A 22,373-nucleotide genomic window follows, 5' to 3' on the forward strand; every position below is an offset into this window, starting at 1 on the left:
CGAATATTTGCCCTACTTACTGCGGGTGTTCGCGCCCGATTGAGTCGTATTTTGAGGAAGTCTCTCGAAACGCTTCTGAAGGCGTCAAGTGGGCACAGTGGTACTGCCAACTTAGGTTTGCGGGATGCATCAAGAACTAATGGCAAGGAAAGGATGGGGCAGTTGCGAGAAGGTGAAAGTAAGCCGATAATCTATTGGTTTCGTAGGGATTTCAGGCTTGCAGACCACCCGGGCATTGCAGCTGCCGCAAAGTCGGGCAGACCAATCATCCCCGTTTTCATACTTGATGAAGTTGTCGAAAGTTACGGAGCGGCTCCAAAATGGCGATTGCATCAATCTATCAAACAATTTGCCAGGACGTTGGAGCAGATGGGATCAATGCTGATCCTCCGACGCGGGGATGCGGCCACTGTACTAAGCCAATTGGCAAAGGAAACCGGGGCCGGTGATATATGGTGGACTAGGCTTTACGACCCTGAAACCATTCCTCGCGATCGCTTGGTCAAAAAGACCTTTGCCGAAAGTCGGTTGGATGCGCACAGTTTTCCTGGACACATCCTTTTTGAACCCTGGGCAGTTTCGACCAAAGCAGGTACCCCTTTCAAAGTGTATTCCCCGATGTGGCGCGCAGTCCGCAATTTGGATGTTTCTTTTCCAGAAGCGGCGCCGTCGTGCTTACCTCGACCGAGCTAGGCGGCCTGCGAGTGAGAACTTGGACGACTGGTTCTTGACGCGGCCAATGAATCGAGGAGGAATCGTCGTTGGCCGCTATTCCGCAGTTGGAGAAGACCGGGCACTGGACCGGTTGAACTGTTTCCTCATGGATAGAGTTGAGGACTATGGAAAGCTACGCGATGTTCCCTCGGTCGAAGGCACATCGCGACTGTCCGAAAACCTCGCTTGGGGAGAGATCGGGCCACGTACAATATGGCACGCCACGCAAAGGGCATTGACTGAAGGGAAAGCCGGTGCAGAGGTTTTTCTGAAAGAGTTGGTGTGGCGCGAGTTTGCCTACCATTTGATTTACAACACGCCCTGGATCACGACAAACAACTGGCGTTCAGAATGGGATAGCTTTCCCTGGTCTGAAAACGACGATGACGCTGTTTTGAAATGGAAACAGGGTCGGACTGGAATCCCATTGGTCGATGCTGCAATGCGAGAACTTTATGTTACGGGAACGATGCACAATAGAGGTCGCATGATTGCAGGGTCTTTTTTGACCAAACATATGATGAAGCATTGGCGGATCGGCTTACGCTGGTTTGAGGAATGTTTGATTGACTGGGACCCGGCAGCCAACGCGATGGGATGGCAATGGGTTTCGGGGTCCGGGCCCGATGCGTCGCCGTTTTTTCGAATTTTCAACCCCGAAACACAGGCGCAAAAATTTGATAAGGACAAGACTTATGTCGAACGCTTTGTTGGCGAGCTAGCCCAAACACCAAGCCGACATGCACTCGATTTCTTTGCAGCATGTCCTCGCGCCTGGAAACTCGGAATTGACAAAGCCTATCCACAGCCCTTGTTGGATTTGGCCGAGGGTCGCACCAAGGCTTTGCAAGCCTATTCTGCAAGACAGGAAGACAATCCATAGCTACGGATTGGCACTACGACGTAAAGGCATAGTTACAAGAACGTCACCTTTTTGTTGCCTTTATCACGATTTGGCTGGATGTACGGGCGCGACTGATTACTCTGAATGGCGAAGGATCGCTTATGAACATGCTCAAGATCGTGGCGGTGCCTATGCATCCCGAAGGCCGAAAGTTTGTGGCCGTTTTTGCTGCCGCAAGTGTCGTGGCCGGGTTTATTTTTGCACCGCTATTCTGGATCGGCCTTGGGCTAACGGTTTGGTGTTACTACTTTTTTCGCGACCCGGTTCGGTCAGTCCCCGTGGATGACAGGTTACTTGTATCTCCTGCCGACGGCATGGTTTCGTTGATCACCGAAACAGTGGCGCCCCCTGAATTAGAACTGGGGGACGAGCCACGCATGCGGGTGTCGGTGTTCATGAACGTATTCAATTGTCACGTGAACAGGGCACCCTTTGGTGGTACGGTCAGCAAAATCGTCTATCACCATGGCAAGTTTCTGAATGCCTCGCTGGACAAGGCGAGCGAGCACAACGAACGTAATCTGCTGGCAATTCGTCGCGATGATGGCACTGATATCGCGGTGGTCCAGATTGCGGGGCTGGTTGCGCGGCGCATCGTGTGCTTCGTGAAGGAAGGGGAGCGTGTCACAACTGGTGGGCGCTTCGGCTTGATCCGTTTCGGTAGTCGGCTGGACATCTACCTGCCGCCCGGGGTACAACCCTTGGTCACTCTGGGACAGACGACAACCGCAGGCGAAACCATTCTGGCTGAACTTGGCCAGGAGCAGATAAGACGATCGGGAAACATGGTATGAGTTCACGCACTCCCTGGCCGCAGGGCGGTCCGTTTAGGCGCAATATTCCCAATGCTTTGACAATCCTGTCATTGTGTTCCGGGTTGACGTCGCTGCGGATGACGCTGACCGACAGGGTGGAGCCCGCAATCTATTTTATTCTGATTGCGATTGTTCTGGATGGTTTGGATGGCCGTGCTGCGCGTCACTTGAATGCTGAAAGCCATTTCGGGGCGGAACTGGATTCGCTGGCTGATTTTCTGTGCTTCGGTATTGCCCCAGGCATGTTGGTCTATACGTTCATGTTCCACGGCACGGAAATGAGCAGCGTCGGCTGGGTCGCCTGCATGTTGCTTGTTGTTTGCTGCATGCTTCGGTTGGCTCGATTTAATGTGTCCGGCGCCGAAGTCGCAGAAACTGGTCAGCCAGTGTTCACCGGAGTACCGGCCCCTGCGATCGCGTTTCTCGCGCTCATGCCGATTTACCTTCTGCAGTGCGGCTTCACCGCAACCGGTTTCTTTCATTACGTTTTTGTACTGTATCTCGTGGGTGTCAGCTACCTGGCTGTCAGCCGCATTCCGACATTCTCGCCCAAAATGGTCTCGTGGCAAACGGCCGGTTCGCGGGTGGTCGGGGGGATGGGGCTGGCGGCTTTGCTCTTGATGATGTCGGTGACCTGGTACGCTTTTGTGTTGTTGGCCGCCGTATATCTGCTGTCGATCCCGTTGCTGGCGCGGCGCTTTCGATAGAAGTATTTATGTCCTCAACTACAGTATCCGGCCTTTTACCTAACTAAAAAAGTGGCACGGATGTACCGAAAATGCCGAAGGTATGGACGGGTATTCGTGTATCTGAGTGTAGAGCGGATTCCAAAAGAGTGTCTTAGAAAACCGGGTTGCTGCTGCGCTCGAACAATCCCATTTCGTCGAAACTGTTGGCAGCCCTAAGGCGCGCGCCGCGCAATGCGATGCGCCCGGTCCAACAGGAGGCGGTGTTCCGCGAGGAACATCGACGGCGGGCGGGCGAGCACCGGGACGTTAACTCAAGTCTAGCTTTAGCGTCCTGTCGCGATCCGTTTGGCGATATCGTTGACAAGCTGTTTCATGGCGTCACTCTGCGCTGTTGCCACCGAAGTTACGCTGTCATCCGCCATCGGAACTGAATAGGCAAACCGATAGGCCTTCTCCAGATGCCCATGTGCTGGCGAGGTCAGAAAATATTGACCGGTGAAACGCAGACTTTGCCCAGGTACACCCGACAACTTGCCGACTTTTACGTTCACTTGCACGTCCGGAGGTGTGTCAAATGGCCAGGGCTCGGCGGCAACATTCGACGACAAAGCTTGATCCAGTCCGGCTGCCAGTAATTCTGTTAGAGCCCGGTCGGGTTCATCAGCCCAGAACCCGCTTTTCGTAGGGCGTAAAACACCGTCTTCGCCTTGCAGCGAAATTTCGGTGTCCTCGGCATAGGCAGGAAGGTCCAGCGTACTTACTTCGACGGTACGTACGCCGGTGCGATAGGTGTCCACTCCGGAAATCTCGGGTAGAAGGTATCGCTCGACGGGGCCGCTGCACCCGGCCAGCAAAAGCAGCGCAACAGAAAGAGGGCGGATCAAGCGGGTCATGTTCATCGTCCTACCAGGAGAGAGTTCGGTTTGCGGCGGATGGCTTGCACCAGAGAATTCAGGGATTTGACGGTCTTGCGCAGGTCGGCAATTGCGGCTTGCACCTCGCGATTGACCGGCGAACCTGGACCATATGCCCCTATAGTGGCTTCAGCAGTGTTTGCCAGTTGTTCCAACTGATCAGCAAGCTTAGGCAGGTCTGAAACAGCGGCGGAAATATTGTCTGCCGCCGCACTGGCCGATTGTAAAGTCCGGTTCAGGTTTTCAGCTGCGCCGCCGTCGCGCAATTCATCCAATGTGGCCTGCGCTGCATCCAGAGCCCCGGCCAACGCGCCCGGCACTTTTTCCATATCTTCACTCGAGATCAATTTGTCCGCAGATTTCAGCACATCATCTGCCGACGCAACCACCGTGTCCAAGGGCAATTCGTTTGCCTTGACCACAAAGGCGTCAATGTCGGCCAAAAGCTGAGGCAGGCTCTCTGACGCAGTCGAAATATTGGCGACTGCACTGCGCAGATCCTTGAGAGCGCCCACCATGTTGTCAACGCCTTGCGCGTCTTCAAATCGGTCGAGGATATCGCGCACAGATACGATTGTCTCACTGAGTTCATTGGGCAAACGCTGGATTCCGTCGGATGCGGCGACCGCGTTCACGTTTTCCAGCAGGGCTCGCACGTCAGCGGGGATAGCCTTGGTGTCTTCGTTTGCCAGGATCACGTTCAGATCGCCAACTAGGTTGATCACCCTGTCCATCAGCTCTTCGATCGGCAATTTGGAAACGCGGTCCAGAACCCCTTCGGTAGCGACTGACAAGGTGTCTGGCGGTGTCGGAAGGGAAGGTAGGATCGGATTTGGTGTTGCCTCGACATTCAGTGTCGCAGGCGAGGCTTCCTTGTCTTCGAACAGCTCAATGTGCAATCCGCCCGACAGAAAGGAATTTGGCATCAAACGCGCTCGCAAACCTGACTGTTCAACCATTGACTCGAGTAATTTCAGAGTTTCATCAGAATTTTCGATGTCAGCCAATCCCAGTCTGCTGGGTTGGACCGTGTAGGATGCCAAAATGCGTATCTCGGGCGCTCCGGATGCGTTGATCTCGGTGATGGCAGACAGAGTTTTTACCAGGCCGATCTTGAGCCCCCGAAACAGTACTTCCGAGCCTTCGGACAACCCCTTTAACGATCCTTCGAACGACGAGGACAATGTCACCGTTGCCCTAAGGTTGTCGTCGAGTTCGCTGTCGTCCGCCAGGGCCTTGTTGGCATAAAGGTCAAAAACAGCCTTTGGTCCGATCGGTTTTCCCCCGGACCGCGTGGTGTCAAATTCAATGCCGCCCTGAAGCACCGATGACAGGCTGCCAACATTCAGGTGTAACCCCTTGTCGTCTAACTCGACATTGATGCCGGATGCGTTCCAGAACCGGGTGCCAGTATTGATCAACCGGTCATGGGGGGCATTGATAAAGCCTGTTATGCGAACGCTGTCCGACGTTTCGTCATAGGCAACGGCTTCAACGGTGCCCATGGTTACCCCTTTGTGCAGGATAGGTGCGCCGATTGACACCGAACCTGTTTTTGGGCTGCTGAGAATGATCTCGGTCCCCATGGCGCCTGGTTGGATCACAGGCGCTTCTTTGAGTGCAACAAATTTGCGGGCCTCAGTGCCCTGTTGGGCATCCCAGTCGACACTGATGTAGGCGCCGGATAACAGCGTGCTGAGGCCTGAAATCCCGGCAGCAGTGACCTTGGCGGTTACCAGCCAAAATCGAGTGTCGGCATCCAGGTATTTTTCCATGTTGCGGTGAATGTCGGCCTCTACGATGACATTTTGCAGGTCATCTGAAAACCGCATGTCCGACACGGTGCCCACGACAAGATCCCGAAACTTGATCTGGGTTTTGCCCGGTTCGATACCCTCGGCCTCGTGAAACTGAATTTCGACTGAAACATCCCGCTCGCTGTAGGCATTCCAGGCCAAGGCCAGGGCACCGATCATGGCCGCAATCGGAACGGTCCAGACCAGTGCGATGCCTCCGAAAAGGCCTGACTTGCGGGTGTGCATATCGGGCTGGCGAATTTCATTCTGATCGGTCATTCAGCAGTACCTTTTGCAGCGGTATCGGTCGCGGGTGCATCCCAGATCATTTTGGAATCGATACACAGCGCGGCAATCATGGTAAAAATGACAGACAAAGCAAAGCAGATCGCGCTCAGCTCCAGGCAGGATGGAAATGACGGCCCCCAGTTTGACCAGACCGGCCAACAGGGCAACGACAAAAACATCAATCATGGACCACCGGCCGATAAACTCGACAAACTCGTAAAGGAGCAATCGGGTTTTGTTGTTGAGGGGCCATCTGAACTGAATGCTGAGCAACAAAATGGCGATAACAAATATCTTACTGAACGGGATCAGCAGGCTGGCGATCAAGATGACAATGGCGACAAGGTAGTCTCCGGTCTGAAAGAATATGGCGATGCCCTCGGCGATCGTGTGACCTTCGTTGTGACCCAAAACGAGATTGGACAAGAGCGGCAGCATATTTGCAGGGATCAAAAACAATGCACCCGTGATCAACCAAGCCCAAGTCTTCTGCAGGCTATTTGGCAGGCGGCTGTGCAACCGTGCAGAGCAGTTTCGGCAACGGGTTTGATCCGCCGTATGTACGGTGCCGCATGTATGGCAGCCGATCCATCCCAGATCACTTGCGCGGGTCAATCCGTTACCTCACGCATCAACGCCCAAATCGTCCACCGGCACACGGCTGCGTTCTTGAGCGCAATCACAACCACTAGCCCGCAAAAAAGCCAAAACGCGGTTTCAAATCCTATGGATGCCAACCCCATCATTTTGATCAGCGCGACGGCGGTGCCAACAATGAAGATTTCGGTCATGGCCCAAGGATTGAGGCGCTCTGCAAACAAGAAAATCTGTTTTGCTCCAGCAGGGGGTGGCCTGCCCTGACGCAGAGGCCACATCACGTAAATCAAAGCGATCATGCGGGAAATGGGCAACGCCAAAACAAACACGGCCACCATGATTGCAAGAATATTGTACCAACCGTGCGACAGATCGAGGACGATCTCGATCATCGATATCTGACTGGTGAGCCCGGACTGAGAGATAGTCAAAAAGGGAAAGCAAAGCATCGTCACCATCAGAACCGAGGCGGTTATGGACAAGGCTATTGTCCTGTTCAATGTGTCGGGCTTGGGGTCCATCAGCTTGAAATGGCACTGCGTGCAGCGCGCGATGTGACCAGCGCGAACGGGAACCGCCTTGTGCAGGGTGTCACAGGCCGGGCAGGCAATCAGACTGTCGGGGTCTTGCTCAAACTGCTCTTGGTAAACGGCGTGCCCTGTTTTGGTCATGGCGCGATGTGTAAACCTTGTACTTGTAGTGGCCTTAACTAGGGCTGTATTGAACGAGAGATAAACGCTTGCGCGATGAGAGTCACCTTCTTTGCACTGCTTGATGCGACGGTGATCATTATGCCCAGTCCCAATCAGTGTTTACAATCTGCGCGGCCTGTCGGCCTTGCGTCCTGCGGACGGCGGGGGCCAGGCTCAGACGGGCTTTGCCCGTCTGAGCCTGGCCCAACGGGAGGAGACGTCCCGTCAGGGACACCGACGACGGGCGGGAGCATTCCTTACCAACGACCCGTCAGAACTGACCCGATTGCTTCAGTGTCCGATACCTGCCAGACGAAATGCGCCGTGCGGGTGTCGCGTGTCACCAGCGATGCCACGGCGCAGGCATTCGAGAAGGTAGATTTCATCGTGCTCCACGTTTGCCAGGTTCACGTCGGTTCCCAATGTCGCCACCAGGCGTGACGCCGTCTTGTGTTTTATCGCTCGAGTAATGCCCGGGAGAACATCGACGGGCAGTTCATAGATCAAGGCCTCTGGTGGAAAGCTTTGCGCGAGCCTTGTGATCAGGTCTTCCCGCGCTGTTTCACCGTCAAATAATTCGTTTGCCTCCAGGTACACCGCAGACACGCCCGCATTCAGATAAGTTTCGACATCCGCCATGATCTCGTCGTCGGTCATCACACCTTCCTTGCGCCCGACTTCGCCAAGAACGTCCAGACCATAGCTCTGTTTGGCGAGGCGCACAGCGTTGGTCTTGTCCATGGCGCTCAGAGGCTGCAGGTTTTCGGACACTTCCACGGAAGAAAATCCGATCTCGGCCATCTCGCTGAGCAACTTGTCATAGGTTCCTTGTGCCAATGTCAGTTCCGTGAAAAGCCCGCCATTCGCTGTCGAAATATTCGCTGCTTTGTATGCCGCAAGCTTTTGCCGGAGCAAATCGCGTGGCATAACCCGTGGAATTCCGGCGGCAATCTTGGCTTTATCCACCAGATGACTCTGGTTCGCGATGATGTCCTTTTGCTTGGACAATGGAATGCCCCAGTCGATCATCATGGTAATACCCGTACGTCGCGGTTTCTTTGTACGTTCTGGGGTGGGGATCTGATCGAAAGCGAAATGGGTCAAACTGCTTTCCTTTTCTGTCTGATGCTGAAGGCAATGATTCCGACCGAGGCCGCCATGAAGGCAACCGAGATTGGTGAACTGAACAAAAACCAGGTGTCGCCGCCGGTTGCCGCGAACGCCTGCCGCGCGCTGTCTTCCAGTTTTCCACCCAGGATAAAGGCAATCACAAACGGAAGCGGGGAGATGGCCAGCAAGCGCATCACATATCCCAAAGCCCCAAACCCAAGGGCAAACCATATCGCCTCGATCCTGGTTTCCTGGACATAGATAGCCGTCAATGTCAGCAACAGCACGGTTGGCAGCAGTATGTGTTTGGGGATGCGGACCATGATGCCCATTGACCGCATGAAAAGGCCGCCGATGGTCCAGTTCAACGCGTTGGCGATGAACATGGCCGTGAATAGACCAAAAGCTATGACCAGTTCGGGATTTACGACATCTTGGCTGAATCGAAACACGGAAGGGCCCGGATTGAAACCGCCGATGCTTTCTGCCGCCAGGATCAGGAAAACGGCCGCCGCATTGCCGGGGATGCCAAGGCTCAGCACCGGGATAAGATTGGCGCCGGACACGGATGAGTTTGCAGCTTCGGTGGCCGCGATGCCCTCGGGGGCGCCTTCACCGAACTCGAGAGCGTCTTGCCGTTTGGTTTTTGTGTGGCGCGCGCGACCAACAGTGTATCCTAGCGTTGCCGCCAGAGTGGAACCAATACCGGGGAGCGCGCCAATTGCTGTTCCAATAACGGCTGACCGGCCAATAAAGGGCAACAAGCGCCGAACCTCAGCCCGTGATAGCCGTTGATTACCGTTGTCTTGGTGGGACGGCATGGCGCCGCCGCTGCGCTGCTGATGCCACAGGTCGGTCATTTCCTTGAACACGGCGCCGATGATCAGGACGCCCAAAACAGACGTTGCAATTGGAAAGCCCTGACTTAGGTGGTCACTGCCCATTGACAGGCGCGGATAGAAATCCTCGCCTGTGCCGATGTAAACGGCCAGCAATCCAAGCCCGGTAGACAAAACCCCTTTGGCCGGAGAGCCGCCAATGACGACGCCGATAAAGCTGAGCGACAGGATCAGAAGCGCAGTCTTTTCGGGGAAGTCCAGATAGGCTTCGACGATCAGTGCCAGGAAGGGTGCACAAATGATCAAAACAATATCGGAAAAGGTGTCACCGGAAGCCGAAGCAAAATGGGCCACGCGCAACGCTTTGCCTGCCTGTCCATTGCGCGTCATGGGGTAACCGTCAAGGGTCGTCATGAATGCGTCGGGCGTACCGGGCGTATTGAAAAGGATCGCAGGCACGGCCCCACCAATCGTGGCGCCTTTCATCACCCCAATCAAAAAACCCAGAACAGGCAAGAGCGCGTCTGGCGTATATCCGAAAACCGAGATGAGAATGGGCAGTGCAATGGCCATGGCGACCGGACCGGCTAAGCCCGGTGTCGCCCCGACGGCGATTCCGATGATAAAGCCCATCAGTATCATCACCAGCGTTACCGAGATCGGCAATCCAAAGAGTGACAACACTTCGGGCCCTTGGAACACTGCCAGTATTCCCAGCCAGATGTAGTCAAGCGTTCCCATCAGACATCTCCGTTGGGTGGCAGAAGAAGGTCATCGAATGGCAGGTCATAAATGGCGGCCATCACCGCAACCGAGATCAACGCGATCAGTAAGGTTCTTGGCCGCAGGTACCCTTCGACGAGACTGACAAGTCCCGTGATCATGAACGTACCACCCAGGACGAAACCTATATATTTCCACGGAGCGGTGTCGCGAAGCAGGCGGTATTCAAGCGCGTCTCCGGTCAAGGCGTTCCAGAGCCAGATGACAATGGGGCCCGCGTGGCGCATGATCAAAACAGCGGTCACAATCAAAAAAAACATTGCCAAACCAAACAGTATGTCCTGTTTCGCGAGACGAGGCTGGTTCTCGTCTTGGCGTTCAGACAGGATCAGCATCAAACCGCCCAGTACCAAAAAACCTGCCGCGATTGTTGGCGCCAAAGCATCACCGATGGTGATTTGCCTGCGAACTTTTTCGATCAGACCGGTTTGGGTGTCGAGCGGGATCCAGACGAAGATGACCAGAATGGCAAACGCAACGGTCACCGCGCCCAAGATCAGGTTGCCGTTGGAATGGCGCATGGCGTCCCCCTGAGCCAGATGGAAAAGCGGGACTGCCTAATGGCATTCCCGCGCGTATAGGGGCGTGCTATTGGGAAGCTGCGTCCAGCAGGGTGCCTGCATTGGCATAGTCGCTGGCCAAAAGCTGGGTCAGGTCTTCCCCCATGATGGTGGATGCGCCGCCAAAGGCCTTCTTGACCAAGCCGCCCGCCTTCGAGCTTTCGTCGCTGACAACAGCAGCAATGGCCTCGGATAGCGCCTTGCGCGCGTCGTCGGGCATGCCCGCCGGACCCACAAAGACGAAATAGCCGTCCGAGTTGAAGTCGACCCCAAGGTCGGCCATCGTTGGCGCGTCAGGGGTTTGTACAAGCGGCTGCGACAAACCGGAGGCCAAATTGACCAGATCACCTGCGGCTACACCCTTGGCCTGAATGCCAGCCATGAACCCCACGTCCAGATCGCCTGCAGTCACGCCGTTCATCACGGCCTTGCCGCCTTTGACCTGCACGATGTTGAACTCGACGCCTTGCGCCTTGCCCAGCAGATAGGCGAGATCGGCGAGCTTTGGGCTCATGACGCCAAAGCGGATGTCCTGACCGCCTTTGGCGGCGGCGATCATATCATCAAAGCTGGCCCAGCCTTTGTTTGACGGGGCCACGATGCCCATCTGAAAGCCAGCTGTCGTGGTCAGGCCGGTAAAATCCTCTGGCGTCATACCCGCGTTGGCGGCGGCCATGTTGTAGCCAAAAGTTTCAGTAACCGCGAGGCCGATGGCTGTACCGTCGTTGGGCTGACCCTTTAGTGTGTTGGCCATGTTCAAGCCACCCTTTCCGGTGACTTGCTCGGGGATGAACTTCCACCCCATCTTCTCTTCCAGCGCTTCGGCGATCAGGCGGGCCTGGGTATCGGCGCCGCCGCCTGCGCGGAACGCGATCATCAGCTTGATGGGGCCGGGCGGTGTCCAGTCGGCGGCCATGCCTGCGGTTGCAGTGACGGTCAGGCCGATTGCAGCGATTGCAGCTTTCAGTGTGCGTTTCATGTGTTCCTCCCTGAACGCGCTGTTTTAACAAGCCTGCGTCAGGAATGGTTGACAGGTCAACAAAAAAGTTGACGGATCAACTAAACGATGCCACGGTGAAAGCAAGAAAGAGGAGGTTTCGCATGTCAGCGGATCAGGTCACGGACACCGAATTTGACATTCCATTGCAGCAAATGGTGACGTTTCGCCTGAGCCGGATACATGCCAAGCTCAATGCGCAAGCCGCTAGAATACTTAAGGAAACCGCAGGGATTTCGTTGTCGCAGTGGCGGATTTTCGTGATGATCGAAAACCACGGCAGGATCACGCTAAGCCCAAATCGTCAAGCGCACGGACTTTGACAAAGGGCAGGTGAGCCGGACGGTGAAAGGTATGTTGAAAGAAGGGCTGATCGCGGTCGAGGGCAGCGAATCGGATCAGCGCAGCCATACTTTGGAATTTACCGACAAGGGGTTCGCGGTGTTTCAACAGGCACGCCCCGCCATGCGCGCGCGTCAGAATGGGCTGTTGGGAAGCCTGACCGCAAGCGAACGGCAGGTGATGTTCACGGCGATGGACAAGCTGGAATTGGCAATGGAACAGATCGAAGGCGAGAGCCAGTCATGACCGGGAATCTGCTTGTCATCATGTCGGACGAGCATCAGGCACGTGCCATGGGCTGTGCCGGTCATCCTGTCGCACAAACGCCGCATCTGGACACTCTGGCCGCGCGTGGGACCCGGTTCACCAATGCCTATACGCCGTCGCCTATCTGCGTGCCCGCGCGCGCCAGCTTTGCCACTGGGCGCTATGCGCATGAAACGCGGCTGTGGGATAATGCCATGCCCTATGACGGCTCCATCCCCGGGTGGGGGCATGCGTTGCAGAGCAGGGGCGTGCCGGTTGAAAGCATTGGCAAGCTGCACTACCGCGCCGAAGAGGACCTGGCCGGGTTCGACACGGAACACATCCCGATGATGGTGGCGGGTGGCGTCGGCATGGTCTGGGCCTCGATCCGCAAGGAAGACGAGCGCGTGATGGGTAAGGGCCGGATGCTGGGTGACTATGTTGGGCCAGGCGACAGCAAATACACCGAATACGATGCTGCTGTGACGACGCGTACTGTGGATTGGCTGAATGATCGCGCCGCGAGTGACGACAAGCGCCCCTGGTGTTTGTACGTCGGCCTTGTCGCGCCGCATTTCCCTTTGGTGGTCCCGCAAGAGTTCTATGACCTTTATCCGCATGACCAATTGCCTGAGCCAAAGCTGCACCCGCGCGACGGTTACACGCGCCACCCTTGGGTGGAAAAACAGAACGCCTTCATGGACAGCGAGGCCAAGTTTACGGATCAGGACGAGCGCCTGACGGCAATCGCCGCGTATTATGGGCTGTGCAGTTGGTTGGATCACAACGTCGGTCAGATCATGGCCGGTCTTGAACAGGCGGGTTTTGGTGATGACACCACGGTCATCTACACATCGGATCATGGCGACAACGTTGGTGCCCGGGGGTTGTGGGGGAAATCCAACCTCTATGAGGAAAGCACCGCCATTCCGATGATCATGACCGGTCCGGGCGTGGGGCAGGGGATTTGCGAAACCCCGGTCAGCCTTCTGGATGTGTCAGCCACCATTGCTGATCACTTTGATGCACCGCTGGAGGCTTCGGACGGGGTGCGCTCGCTTTACGATATTGCCGCGAAGGAACCGGCCCCCGAACGTCCTGTGTTCTCGGAATACCACGCCGCAGGAGCCGTGTCAGGGGCGTTCATGCTGCGGATCGGGCGCTGGAAGTATCATCACTATGTGGGCTTTGAGCCCGAGTTGTTCGATTTGGACGCAGACCCCGAGGAAACCCGCAATCTGGCCGGTGATCCGGATCACTTCGACAGATTGGCCCGGATGGAAGCTGCCTTGCGTGCAATTTGCGACCCGGACGCGGTCGATCAACAAGCGTTCGATGATCAGGCGGCTTTGATCGCCAAACATGGGGGCCGCGAGGCTGCCCTGAAACTTGGCGCGCCTGGTGCGACGCCACCCCCAATGATGGAAGCAAAGTAATGAAACTGACCATTCTCGGTTCGGGTTCTCCTGAAGCGTATGCCCGTCGTGCTTCGACCGGTTATCTGCTGGAAATCGGCGATGACAAAATCCTGTTCGACTGCGGAGGCGGGGTATTTGACAACCTCGTGCGTTCAGGCCGATTGCCCAGTGACATAACGCATCTGTTTTTCACACACCTGCACACTGATCACATGATGGATTACGCCCGTCTTGTGCATGCTGCTTGGGACGAAGGTGCGCCGCCGCTCAAGGTTTGGGGGCCCAGCCCGATTGCGCGCATGACCGAAGGCTACTTTGGCCGCGAAGGCGTGTTGTCGCCCGATCTCTATGCCCGCACCGAACTTGCCCCCAGTCAACAGGTCTGGGTCGCGCGCGGTGGTACCTTGCCACGCGCCTGGCCTGCACCCGAAGTGACCGAGATCCAGCCTGGCTTTTCCTACCAAGGCAACGGGTGGGAGTTGAAAAGCTGCGAGGTTCCCCATGCCCAACCGGCGTTCGATTGCATGGCCTTTTCGGTCGAGGCGGGCGGTAAGAAGTTCGTCTATTCCGGGGACGCGGGCATTTGTGATGCATTGACCGATCTGACGACCGATGCCGACCTGCTGATCCACTGGTGCTATCGCCTGTCGACCGATGACATCCATCCTGCGATTGCCGAGTTCTCACCTACCCCCGAGCACATCGCCAAAATGGCGCAATCCGCAGGCGTCAAGGAACTGCTGATCACTCACTTTCGCATCCACATGGACAGCGAAGCGGGGCACATAAGCGCCAAAGCCGAGTTGAAGGAACATTTTGCAGGCCCGGCAAAGATTGTCGAAGATCTGGACGTGTACGAGATCTGATCGACCAACGCCGACCGCGCGCTCCTCTCTCCCCGTGGCGCGCGGTCGGTTTTCATCGCCGATCCATATGACAAGTGATTGACCCCGCGGTTTGAGCAGTGATGATGCCGCCATTCCAAAGAAGGGTCAGGGGAACACATCATGAAACTGTTGCGGTATGGAGAAGCCGGAGCCGAGAAGCCGGGACTATTGGCCCCGGATGGCACCCTTCGCGATTTGTCGGGCCATGTGACCGACATCTCGGGCGCGGTGCTGTCGGACGTCGGACTGGAACGGCTGCGTGCTGTCGACCCAAGCAGCCTGCCGGTGGTGGAGGGCGCCCCACGCCTTGGTCCCTGCGTCGGATCCATCGGCAAATACCTGTGCATCGGTTTGAACTACTCAGATCACGCAGCCGAGGCGGGAATGCCCATTCCGGACCATCCGATCCTGTTCATGAAGGCCAATTCGGCCATTTCCGGTCCGAACGATGACGTGGTGATGCCGCGCGGATCGACCAAGACCGATTGGGAAGTGGAACTGGGTGTGGTGATCGGCACCAAGGCCAAATATGTCAGTGAAGAGAACGCCCTGAACCATGTGGCGGGCTATTGCATCGCCAATGATGTGTCCGAGCGCGATTTTCAGATGCATCTTACGGGGCAATGGACCAAGGGCAAATCTTGCGACACCTTTGGCCCGACGGGTCCCTGGCTAGTCACCCGCGACGAGGTGCCGGACCCTCAGGCCCTGTCGATGTATCTGGACGTCAACGGTCAGCGGATGCAAACAGGGAACACTGGCACCATGATTTTTTCCGTGGCACAGATCATTTCGCACCTCAGTCAGCTTTTCACTCTGCATCCCGGCGACGTTGTTTCAACCGGTACACCCCCGGGCGTGGGCATGGGTATCAAGCCCGAGCCGGTCTATCTGGAAGCAGGCGACGTGATGGAGTTGGGCATAGAGGGTCTGGGGAAGCAACGTCAGCTGGTGCGTGCTGACGACTAAGGCGTGGTGTTGCTCTGAATTTTTCTGAGCAACATCAAATCTCTGGTCGCGTTTTTTGCTCGTGAAAGACCAGTTCTGCCCGGATCGCTATTGACGTCCCAGATTGGCTGTTCTACCAAGCAAAAATTCTGGGCGGGTATGGTGAAATGGTATCATAAGAGCCTTCCAAGCTTAAGGTGCGGGTTCGATTCCCGCTACCCGCTCCAAGAATATCCCAGCCGACAGTATTGATGCCTTGCCCCTGAAATTAGGGGATCGAGAAGCTATGTTTGCAATGTGCGATGCACGCGGCAAAGGGTCCCGCAAGCTAGGCTGCGCGCGTTGACTGCTTGACCCTCCCGCTTGCGACAGCCATGAAACGAAACAACGCTTGGCCCATTGGGCCACGAGGGGATCAAACAGGACCAAAGGCCCAACATGGCAAGACAACCAGCGCACCAATCGACCACCTCTGCACCCGGAGGAAGCGAAGAGCGCGAAGGCTCCAAGAAGATTGGCGTTCTGCGCGCCTTGTGGCCGTTCATGCTGCCGTACAAGGGGTTGATGATTGGTGCGACGATTGCACTGGTGCTGACCGCTGCCATGTCGCTGACATTGCCCTTGGCGGTGCGCCGTGTCGTCGACAATTTTCGGATCGGCGATTCCGAGGTGCTAAACCTTTATTTCATGGCTGCCATGGGCATTGCTGCCATTCTGGCTGTGGGGACGGGTATTCGCTACGCGCTTGTGACCCGGTTGGGGGAACGCGTGGTTGCTGACATCCGGATCGCCGTCTTTGACCGTGTGATCGGGATGAGCCCCGAGTTTTATGAAAAGATCATGACCGGCGAGGTGCTGAGCCGGATCACGACGGATACCACGCTGATACAATCGGTACTGGGGTCTTCGGTGTCCATTGCCTTGCGCAACATGCTGCTCTTTGCTGGCGGTATGGTTCTGATGCTGCTGACATCGGCCAAGCTGACTGGCATGGTGCTGTTGATCGTGCCTGCCGTGGTTGTGCCGATCCTGGTGCTGGGACGCCGCCTGCGGGTGATCAGCCGTGAGAACCAAGACTGGATCGCCGCGTCTTCCGGTAACGCGGGCGAGGCGCTGGGCGCGGTGCAGACGGTTCAGTCGTTCACCAACGAAAACGCCAGCCGCGATCGCTTTGCTGACATGACCGAGACGTCATACGAGGTGTCGAAAAAACGCATCCAGACTCGCGCGGTTTTGACCGTGATCGTGATATTTCTGGTCTTTACCGGCATCGTCGGCGTCTTGTGGATGGGGGCCAATGACGTGCGTCAGGGTGAAATGACCGAAGGCACCCTGATCCAGTTCGTGATCTATTCCATCATCATGGCAGGCTCTGTCGCCGCCTTGTCCGAGATCTGGAGCGAGTTGCAACGCGCCGCCGGTGCCACAGAACGTCTGGTTGAATTGCTAAACGCCCAAGATACGGTTCTGGACCCTGATGGGCCGGTTGCTGTGCCAGACCCCGTTCAAGGTGAGATCCAATTCGACAACGTAACATTTCGGTACCCTGCGCGGCCTGAAACGCTGGCGTTGGACAGCCTGTCGTTGACAGTGAAACCGGGCGAAACTGTTGCCTTTGTCGGCCCATCGGGTGCGGGCAAGACGACCGTGATTCAGATGATCCAGCGGTTCTATGATCCCGATCAGGGGCAAATCACGCTGGACGGCATTGCGCTGACCGACATGCGGCGCGACAGCTTCCGCCGCGCCATTGCTATGGTGCCCCAAGACCCGGTGATATTTGCGGCCTCGGCCCGTGAAAACATCCGCTTCGGTCGGCCCGGTGCAACAGATGCCGAGGTCGAGCAGGCCGCGCAGGCCGCTGCGGCGCATGACTTCATTTCGGCGCTGCCCGAAGGCTATGACAGTTTTGTGGGCGAACGCGGTGTGATGCTGTCGGGCGGCCAGAAACAGCGCATCGCCATTGCCCGCGCCATCCTGCGCGATGCGCCGGTGCTGCTGCTGGACGAGGCGACCTCGGCGCTTGATGCGGAAAGTGAACTTGCGGTGCAACAAGCCGTGGACGAACTGAGCGAGGGACGCACGACGCTGATCGTGGCGCACCGTCTGGCGACTGTGAAAAAGGCAGACCGCATCGTAGTGCTGGAAAATGGTCAGATTGTTGATCAAGGCACCCATGATCAGCTTGTGGCGGGTGGCGGGCTTTACTCGCGTCTGGCGCGGTTGCAGTTCACAGATGGTTTGGCTGCCGAATAATTCCCCCTGCCTGTCTGACTGCAGGCTGCTACCCCTTCAGTGAGATTGGCACGCAGAAAAAGGAGTAGTGACATGGGCTTGTGGAGCTTTATCAAGGATAGCGGAAAATCTATCTTTGGCGGAGATGATGCAGAACCCTCGAAAGAGGCGCTGGAGCAAGAGATCGCTGACTTGGGGTTGGATGCCTCGGGCGTCGATATCTCGGTTGAGGGGGATACCGTCAAGCTGACCGGTTCGGCCGCCAGTGACGAGATCAAGGAAAAGTTGATCTTGGCTGTTGGGAACGTTGAAGGCGTCGCTGCAGTCGAGGAAGAAGTTGCAGCGCAAGGTGGTGTTCCGGTGTTCCACCGGGTCGAGAAGGGCGATACCCTGTGGGCGGTCGCTGAGAAATCGCTGGGTAACGGTGCGCGCTATCAAGAGATTTTCGAGGCCAACAAACCGATGTTGAGCCACCCCGACAAAATATACCCTGGTCAGATGCTGCGTATACCGCAGGCCTGATCAGCAATAAGCAGAGCAATAGTTCTGTTCAATTCATATTGCGGTCGGCGATCCAGCCCGGCCGCAATTTGATATTGGAATTGTACCCAAATTTGTATGAGCGTTTGCGGAACTGTTCCCCGAGCGCTGAGAATTTCCAGTTTTCAGATTGAATAGATTGTTCACAAATTCTCGGTTCGCTCGAGGACGAGAACGTTGAGAAGTGTTTCGTCGTTTTCTTGAATTGCCGTAGAAATTGATGTCGTTGGATTTGCCTTGGTGGGCTATCCCCGCATCCTGTTTGCCACAAACCGGACCACTCAGGTGACGATGGGCATCGTGAGTGTTCATTATTTTGAGCTGTTGATCCCGATTTCACCTCTGAAGGTCCTGACGGTACTAATCTTGCATGCTGCAATTCTCCGGCAGTTTTGTTCAGATGTCGCGGCAAAAAGTTATGCCTGCATCGATGCACGTCTTTTCGAAGGGCTTGACGCTGGTGCCTTAATATTGTTTGCATACGAACAAGTAGAGGTGAAGAAAGGTGCAACAACCGGTTAAGCCACTTGGAAGGTTTTTTGGTCTTAGGTTCTTCGGGCCATTGATCGATCTTCCCGAAAGTTCAACTGCGCGCGTTTTGTTCATCTGAAATTGGAAATCACAAGAAACCGCCAAATGGGGGATACGATGGCTGACGCACCAAAAGACATGCCGGAACAAGGTCGCACACTTATTCGCAACATCGGTTTGCTACTTACCGGTGATCTCGACAGACCTATCGCGAATAGTGATTGTCTGCTGATCGAAGATGGGGTGATCGTCGGATTTGAGGCCGCCGACGCCGACCGCACGATTGATGCTTCTGGCTGCGCAGTGGCCCCGGGTTTGATTGATGGGCACTGTCATCCGGTTTTTGGCGATTGGACACCGCGCCAAAATCAGCTGGGCTGGATTGAAATGAACGTCAACGGTGGTGTCACCAGTTTCATATCGGCGGGTGAGGTACACTTGCCGGGACGTCCAAAGGATGCCGAAGGCGTCAAAGCATTGGCGATGGTGGCGCAACGCTGCTTTTCCAATTTCCGCCCAGTCGGGGCCAAAGTCATAGCTAAGCGCCCCGGTTCCAGAGCTTGACTTTGATCGCGATTTTTATGCCGGTGTAAAGGCAGCTGGCATTCGTCACATAGGTGAGATCGGTCTGGGAACAGTGGCCAAGGGGCCGGATGCTGCTCGCGTCACTGGGTGGTGCCGGGAATTGGGGATCGAAACCATCATGCACACCGGAGGCCCATCCATTGCCGGGTCGCACGATGTTCGAGCTGCCGATGTACTTGAGGCACAACCTGACGTGGTCAGCCATATCAATGGTGGGCCGACTTCTATTTCGCAGGATGAAATCCGAGAGCTTTGCCGCCACGCCCAGGGTGCGCTTGAAGCAGTGCACAACGGCAACGAAAAATCTGTTTTGGTGACGTTGGAAGGGGCATTGGCAGAGGATCGTCTTGCCGATTTCCTGATTGGTACCGATGCGCTTAGCCGGGTCTGGCGTGCAACCCAACGGAATGCTGCGAATGGCGACTCTGTTGGCCAGCCTCGGCGGTTTGCCCGCCGAACAGGCTTGGTGCTGTGGTACCGGCAATGTGGCAAAGAAACGAAACCTCGCGCAGGGCATCGTCGAAACGGGACGCCCGGCAGACTTGGTGTTCATGGATCGCCCAGAGGGATCGGATGGCAAGGATGTTTTGGGCGGCATGGCAGTTGGAAACATCCCGGGGATTGCGGCTGTGATGATCGACGGCAAAATGCGTACCGGGCGGTCGCGTTCAACCCCACCTGCTGCGCGTGTGCCGACGCACTAAGAAAGAGGGAGGACAGACGTGTGAAACGCTGTCCTGTCACTCAAATTTTCGCTGCGCCTGTAGTTACTGGGCGCAGATTTTTTGACATCAGGGAATACGGTTGCTTGCCGCGCAGAGAACGTCGTGCGCGGCTTTCCGGTGGGCGCACGGCAAGGTCTTTACAACTCAGGACACTGTTTTGCGTTTGGCCGTAGCGTAAAAACATGGGTTGCGTGACGTCACCTGTGTCGATTTTTGTGTCTCCGGCTATGCGCTTGCTTGCACAAGAGCGGGAGAGGCCGCATCTTGTTCTTGAGAATTACTTTGTCCGGTGAACGGGCAGACGTTGGGAGGATTACGGATGACTTTTGCAACCGTCGCAGATCGCGCGCGCATGGAAAATGAAATGAGCTGGGAAGAACGGGACGTTCCCGTCACCCTGCATCAACTGCTTTCGCGCACGGCTGGAAAATTTCCGTCCCGTCCGGCGATGAGCTATCAGCTGCTTTCTGGTCCGACGGACAAGGCCGAGACACTCAACTGGCAGGATTTGCTAGAAAAGACCAACCAGGCAGCGAACTTGTTTCGGTCTTTGGGTGTCGGCGAGAACGATGTCGTTGCGTATGTCTTGCCTAACTGCAATGAGACGTTGCTAACCTTTTTGGGAGGTGCAGTTGCGGGCATCGTAAATCCGATCAATCCGCTTCTTGAACCCGAACAGATAGCCTCGATCCTGCGTGAGACTGGGGCAAAGGTTGTCGTCACGCTCAAACCTTTCCCCAAGACGGATGTCGCGCAAAAGGTGGCAGAGGCCGTACGTCATGCGCCGGGTGTGAACACCGTGCTCGAAGTGGACCTGAACCGCTATTTGACGCCGCCCAAATCCTGGATCGTTCCGCTGATCCGTCCGAAGTTGGAGAACAAGGATCAGGTCGCGCACGCGGACTACAAGAACTTCAACAAGGAATTGAGCAAGCAACCCAAGACGCTTGCTTTTGCTGACAGCACCGAAGACCGGGTTGCCTGCTATTTCCACACCGGTGGCACCACTGGGATGCCCAAGGTGGCACAGCACAAATATTCGGGCCTGATCTACAACTCGTGGCTGACGTCCGAACTGTTGTACACCGAAGAAGACGTGATCATGTGTCCGCTGCCGTTGTTCCACGTTTTTGCCTGCCACGTGATCGTCATGGCAGCAGTGGCATCTGGTGCGCATGTGGTGTTCCCGACGCCGCAGGGCTATCGCGGCGACGGCGTGTTCGACAACTTCTGGAAGCTGATCGAACGCTGGAAGGTTACGTTCATCATCACGGTTCCCACCGCGATCTCGGCCAAGATGCAGCGCCCCGTTGATGCGGATATCTCAACCGTGAAAACCGCCTTTTCGGGCTCGGCCCCGTTGCCGATTGAACTGTTCCGCCGCTTTGAAGAAGCCACCAACATCAAGATCATCGAAGGGTATGGTCTGACCGAGGCGACCTGCCTTGTGTCCTGTAACCCCATTGATGGTGAAAAGAAAATCGGTTCGATCGGGATCACCTTTCCCTATACGGACGTCAAGATCCTCAACAACACGCCCGACGGTCCGGCCGAGGCTGGCGTGGACGAGATTGGCGAGATCTGCATCTCGAACCCGGGTATCTATGCGGGCAACACCTATACCGAGGCGGAAAAGAACGCCGACCTTTATCACTTCGACAAATACCTGCGTACCGGTGATCTGGGCCGCGTGGACGGTGACGGGTATCTGTGGATCACGGGCCGCGCCAAGGATCTGATCATCCGTGGCGGTCACAACATCGACCCCGCCGAAATCGAAGAGGCTCTGCTGGGTCACGAAGCGGTCGCCTTTGCCGGGGCCATCGGCCAGCCAGACGCGCATTCGGGTGAGGTGCCTTGCGCCTTTGTCGAATTGGTCGAAGGCGCTTCGGTCACGCCCGAGGAACTGATGGAATACTGCAAGGTGCATGTGCATGAACGCGCCGCACAACCCAAGCATATGACCATTCTGGATGAATTGCCCAAGACCGCCGTGGGCAAGGTGTTCAAACCCGACCTGCGTAAAAACGCGATCACCCGCGTCTACAACGGCGAGTTGGAAGAGGCAGGCGTCGCAGCGCGCGTGGTCTCGGTCATCGACGATAAGAAACGCGGTTTGGTCGCGCAGCTTGACGCAAACGGCAGCTCGGACGACGATGTCGCCAAGGTCTTGGGTGGTCACACCCGGCCGTGGGAGTGGGCAGCCTGAGCGGAGGGC

Annotated in this window: 22 protein-coding genes, 1 tRNA gene and 1 pseudogene; 15 read left to right on the forward strand and 9 right to left on the reverse strand. The window is 56.3% G+C overall.

Features of this window, described 5'->3' with window-relative positions; all coding sequences use genetic code 11:
* Positions 1 to 153: 153 nt before the first annotated feature.
* From ACZ1HE_RS07695 to pssA, 3 genes and pseudogenes are all read left to right on the forward strand, one after another.
* Positions 154 to 1,597: pseudogene (locus tag ACZ1HE_RS07695) on the forward strand (cryptochrome/photolyase family protein).
* Between the two features lie 101 nt (positions 1,598 to 1,698).
* Positions 1,699 to 2,412: a phosphatidylserine decarboxylase gene (locus tag ACZ1HE_RS07700; protein ID WP_472624395.1), complete on the forward strand. Its 714-nt coding sequence runs from the start codon at positions 1,699 to 1,701 to the stop codon at positions 2,410 to 2,412.
* Positions 2,409 to 3,140 carry a CDP-diacylglycerol--serine O-phosphatidyltransferase gene (gene pssA, locus ACZ1HE_RS07705; RefSeq protein ID WP_472620247.1) on the forward strand — a complete coding sequence of 244 codons (732 nt, stop codon included), beginning with the start codon at positions 2,409 to 2,411 and terminating at the stop codon, positions 3,138 to 3,140. Before ACZ1HE_RS07700 ends, pssA begins: the two co-directional genes overlap by 4 nt.
* Before the next feature lie 305 nt (positions 3,141 to 3,445).
* On the opposite strand, the gene ACZ1HE_RS07710 is transcribed toward pssA, so the two are convergent.
* The 8 genes from ACZ1HE_RS07710 to ACZ1HE_RS07745 all read right to left on the reverse strand — a co-directional run bounded on the left by ACZ1HE_RS07710 (position 3,446) and on the right by ACZ1HE_RS07745 (position 11,680).
* The gene (locus ACZ1HE_RS07710) at positions 3,446 to 4,015 is read right to left on the reverse strand and encodes a PqiC family protein (RefSeq protein ID WP_472620248.1); all 570 of its coding nucleotides are present in this window, start codon (positions 4,013 to 4,015) and stop codon (positions 3,446 to 3,448) included.
* A 2-nt stretch (positions 4,016 to 4,017) separates the two neighbouring features.
* A complete protein-coding gene (locus tag ACZ1HE_RS07715) occupies positions 4,018 to 6,111 on the reverse strand; it encodes a PqiB family protein (protein WP_472620249.1) in 2,094 nt (697 codons plus the stop codon).
* The gene (locus ACZ1HE_RS07720; RefSeq protein ID WP_472624397.1) at positions 6,112 to 6,558 is read right to left on the reverse strand and encodes a paraquat-inducible protein A; all 447 of its coding nucleotides are present in this window, start codon (positions 6,556 to 6,558) and stop codon (positions 6,112 to 6,114) included.
* A gap of 173 nt (positions 6,559 to 6,731) precedes the next feature.
* Entirely contained in the window at positions 6,732 to 7,388 is a 657-nt protein-coding gene (locus ACZ1HE_RS07725) for a paraquat-inducible protein A (protein WP_472620250.1), read from the reverse strand.
* Positions 7,389 to 7,700: 312 nt separating this feature from the next.
* Positions 7,701 to 8,513 (reverse strand): phosphosulfolactate synthase, encoded by an 813-nt coding sequence (locus ACZ1HE_RS07730; RefSeq protein ID WP_472620251.1) that lies wholly within the window; start codon positions 8,511 to 8,513, stop codon positions 7,701 to 7,703.
* Positions 8,510 to 10,099, reverse strand: coding sequence for a tripartite tricarboxylate transporter permease (locus tag ACZ1HE_RS07735; RefSeq protein WP_472620252.1), 1,590 nt, complete (start codon positions 10,097 to 10,099; stop codon positions 8,510 to 8,512). Before ACZ1HE_RS07735 ends, ACZ1HE_RS07730 begins: the two co-directional genes overlap by 4 nt.
* Positions 10,099 to 10,662, reverse strand: coding sequence for a hypothetical protein (locus ACZ1HE_RS07740; RefSeq protein ID WP_472620253.1), 564 nt, complete (start codon positions 10,660 to 10,662; stop codon positions 10,099 to 10,101). The genes ACZ1HE_RS07735 and ACZ1HE_RS07740 overlap by 1 nt, the downstream gene beginning before the upstream one ends.
* A gap of 67 nt (positions 10,663 to 10,729) precedes the next feature.
* Positions 10,730 to 11,680: a Bug family tripartite tricarboxylate transporter substrate binding protein gene (locus tag ACZ1HE_RS07745; protein WP_472620254.1), complete on the reverse strand. Its 951-nt coding sequence runs from the start codon at positions 11,678 to 11,680 to the stop codon at positions 10,730 to 10,732.
* Positions 11,681 to 11,802: 122 nt separating this feature from the next.
* On the opposite strand from ACZ1HE_RS07745, the gene ACZ1HE_RS07750 reads away from it, so the two are divergent.
* The 10 genes from ACZ1HE_RS07750 (at position 11,803) to ACZ1HE_RS07795 (ending at position 19,409) form a co-directional block, all read left to right on the forward strand.
* Positions 11,803 to 12,021, forward strand: a complete 219-nt coding sequence (locus tag ACZ1HE_RS07750) for a hypothetical protein (protein ID WP_472620255.1) — start codon at positions 11,803 to 11,805, stop codon at positions 12,019 to 12,021.
* A gap of 10 nt (positions 12,022 to 12,031) precedes the next feature.
* On the forward strand, positions 12,032 to 12,286 hold the full coding sequence (locus ACZ1HE_RS07755) for a MarR family winged helix-turn-helix transcriptional regulator (RefSeq protein ID WP_472620256.1): 255 nt from the start codon (positions 12,032 to 12,034) through the stop codon (positions 12,284 to 12,286).
* Positions 12,283 to 13,722, forward strand: coding sequence for a sulfatase-like hydrolase/transferase (locus ACZ1HE_RS07760; protein ID WP_472620257.1), 1,440 nt, complete (start codon positions 12,283 to 12,285; stop codon positions 13,720 to 13,722). Before ACZ1HE_RS07755 ends, ACZ1HE_RS07760 begins: the two co-directional genes overlap by 4 nt.
* On the forward strand, positions 13,722 to 14,570 hold the full coding sequence (locus ACZ1HE_RS07765) for an MBL fold metallo-hydrolase (protein WP_472620258.1): 849 nt from the start codon (positions 13,722 to 13,724) through the stop codon (positions 14,568 to 14,570). Before ACZ1HE_RS07760 ends, ACZ1HE_RS07765 begins: the two co-directional genes overlap by 1 nt.
* Positions 14,571 to 14,711: 141 nt before the next feature.
* Positions 14,712 to 15,560 carry a fumarylacetoacetate hydrolase family protein gene (locus ACZ1HE_RS07770; protein ID WP_472620259.1) on the forward strand — a complete coding sequence of 283 codons (849 nt, stop codon included), beginning with the start codon at positions 14,712 to 14,714 and terminating at the stop codon, positions 15,558 to 15,560.
* A 132-nt stretch (positions 15,561 to 15,692) separates the two neighbouring features.
* A tRNA-Gly gene (locus ACZ1HE_RS07775) sits at positions 15,693 to 15,766 on the forward strand.
* Positions 15,767 to 15,977: 211 nt separating this feature from the next.
* Positions 15,978 to 17,795, forward strand: a complete 1,818-nt coding sequence (locus ACZ1HE_RS07780; RefSeq protein WP_472620260.1) for an ABC transporter transmembrane domain-containing protein — start codon at positions 15,978 to 15,980, stop codon at positions 17,793 to 17,795.
* Between the two features lie 72 nt (positions 17,796 to 17,867).
* Positions 17,868 to 18,296 carry a peptidoglycan-binding protein LysM gene (gene lysM / locus ACZ1HE_RS07785; protein WP_472620261.1) on the forward strand — a complete coding sequence of 143 codons (429 nt, stop codon included), beginning with the start codon at positions 17,868 to 17,870 and terminating at the stop codon, positions 18,294 to 18,296.
* 258 nt (positions 18,297 to 18,554) lie between these two features.
* Complete coding sequence (locus ACZ1HE_RS07790) at positions 18,555 to 18,836, forward strand: hypothetical protein (protein ID WP_472620262.1); 282 nt, start codon at positions 18,555 to 18,557, stop codon at positions 18,834 to 18,836.
* Between the two features lie 126 nt (positions 18,837 to 18,962).
* Complete coding sequence (locus ACZ1HE_RS07795; RefSeq protein WP_472620263.1) at positions 18,963 to 19,409, forward strand: hypothetical protein; 447 nt, start codon at positions 18,963 to 18,965, stop codon at positions 19,407 to 19,409.
* Here ACZ1HE_RS07795 and ACZ1HE_RS07800 read toward each other — a convergent pair.
* Complete coding sequence (locus tag ACZ1HE_RS07800; RefSeq protein ID WP_472620264.1) at positions 19,384 to 19,635, reverse strand: hypothetical protein; 252 nt, start codon at positions 19,633 to 19,635, stop codon at positions 19,384 to 19,386. The two genes, ACZ1HE_RS07795 and ACZ1HE_RS07800, sit on opposite strands and share 26 nt — an antisense overlap.
* 211 nt (positions 19,636 to 19,846) lie before the next feature.
* Between ACZ1HE_RS07800 and ACZ1HE_RS07805 the strand changes: the two genes are divergently transcribed.
* On the forward strand, positions 19,847 to 20,134 hold the full coding sequence (locus tag ACZ1HE_RS07805; protein ID WP_472620265.1) for a hypothetical protein: 288 nt from the start codon (positions 19,847 to 19,849) through the stop codon (positions 20,132 to 20,134).
* 340 nt (positions 20,135 to 20,474) lie between these two features.
* Positions 20,475 to 22,364, forward strand: a complete 1,890-nt coding sequence (locus ACZ1HE_RS07810) for an acyl-CoA synthetase (RefSeq protein WP_472620266.1) — start codon at positions 20,475 to 20,477, stop codon at positions 22,362 to 22,364.
* The last annotated feature ends 9 nt before the right edge of the window (positions 22,365 to 22,373 follow it).

This window comes from Falsiruegeria sp. JB4-1 (assembly GCF_055693495.1).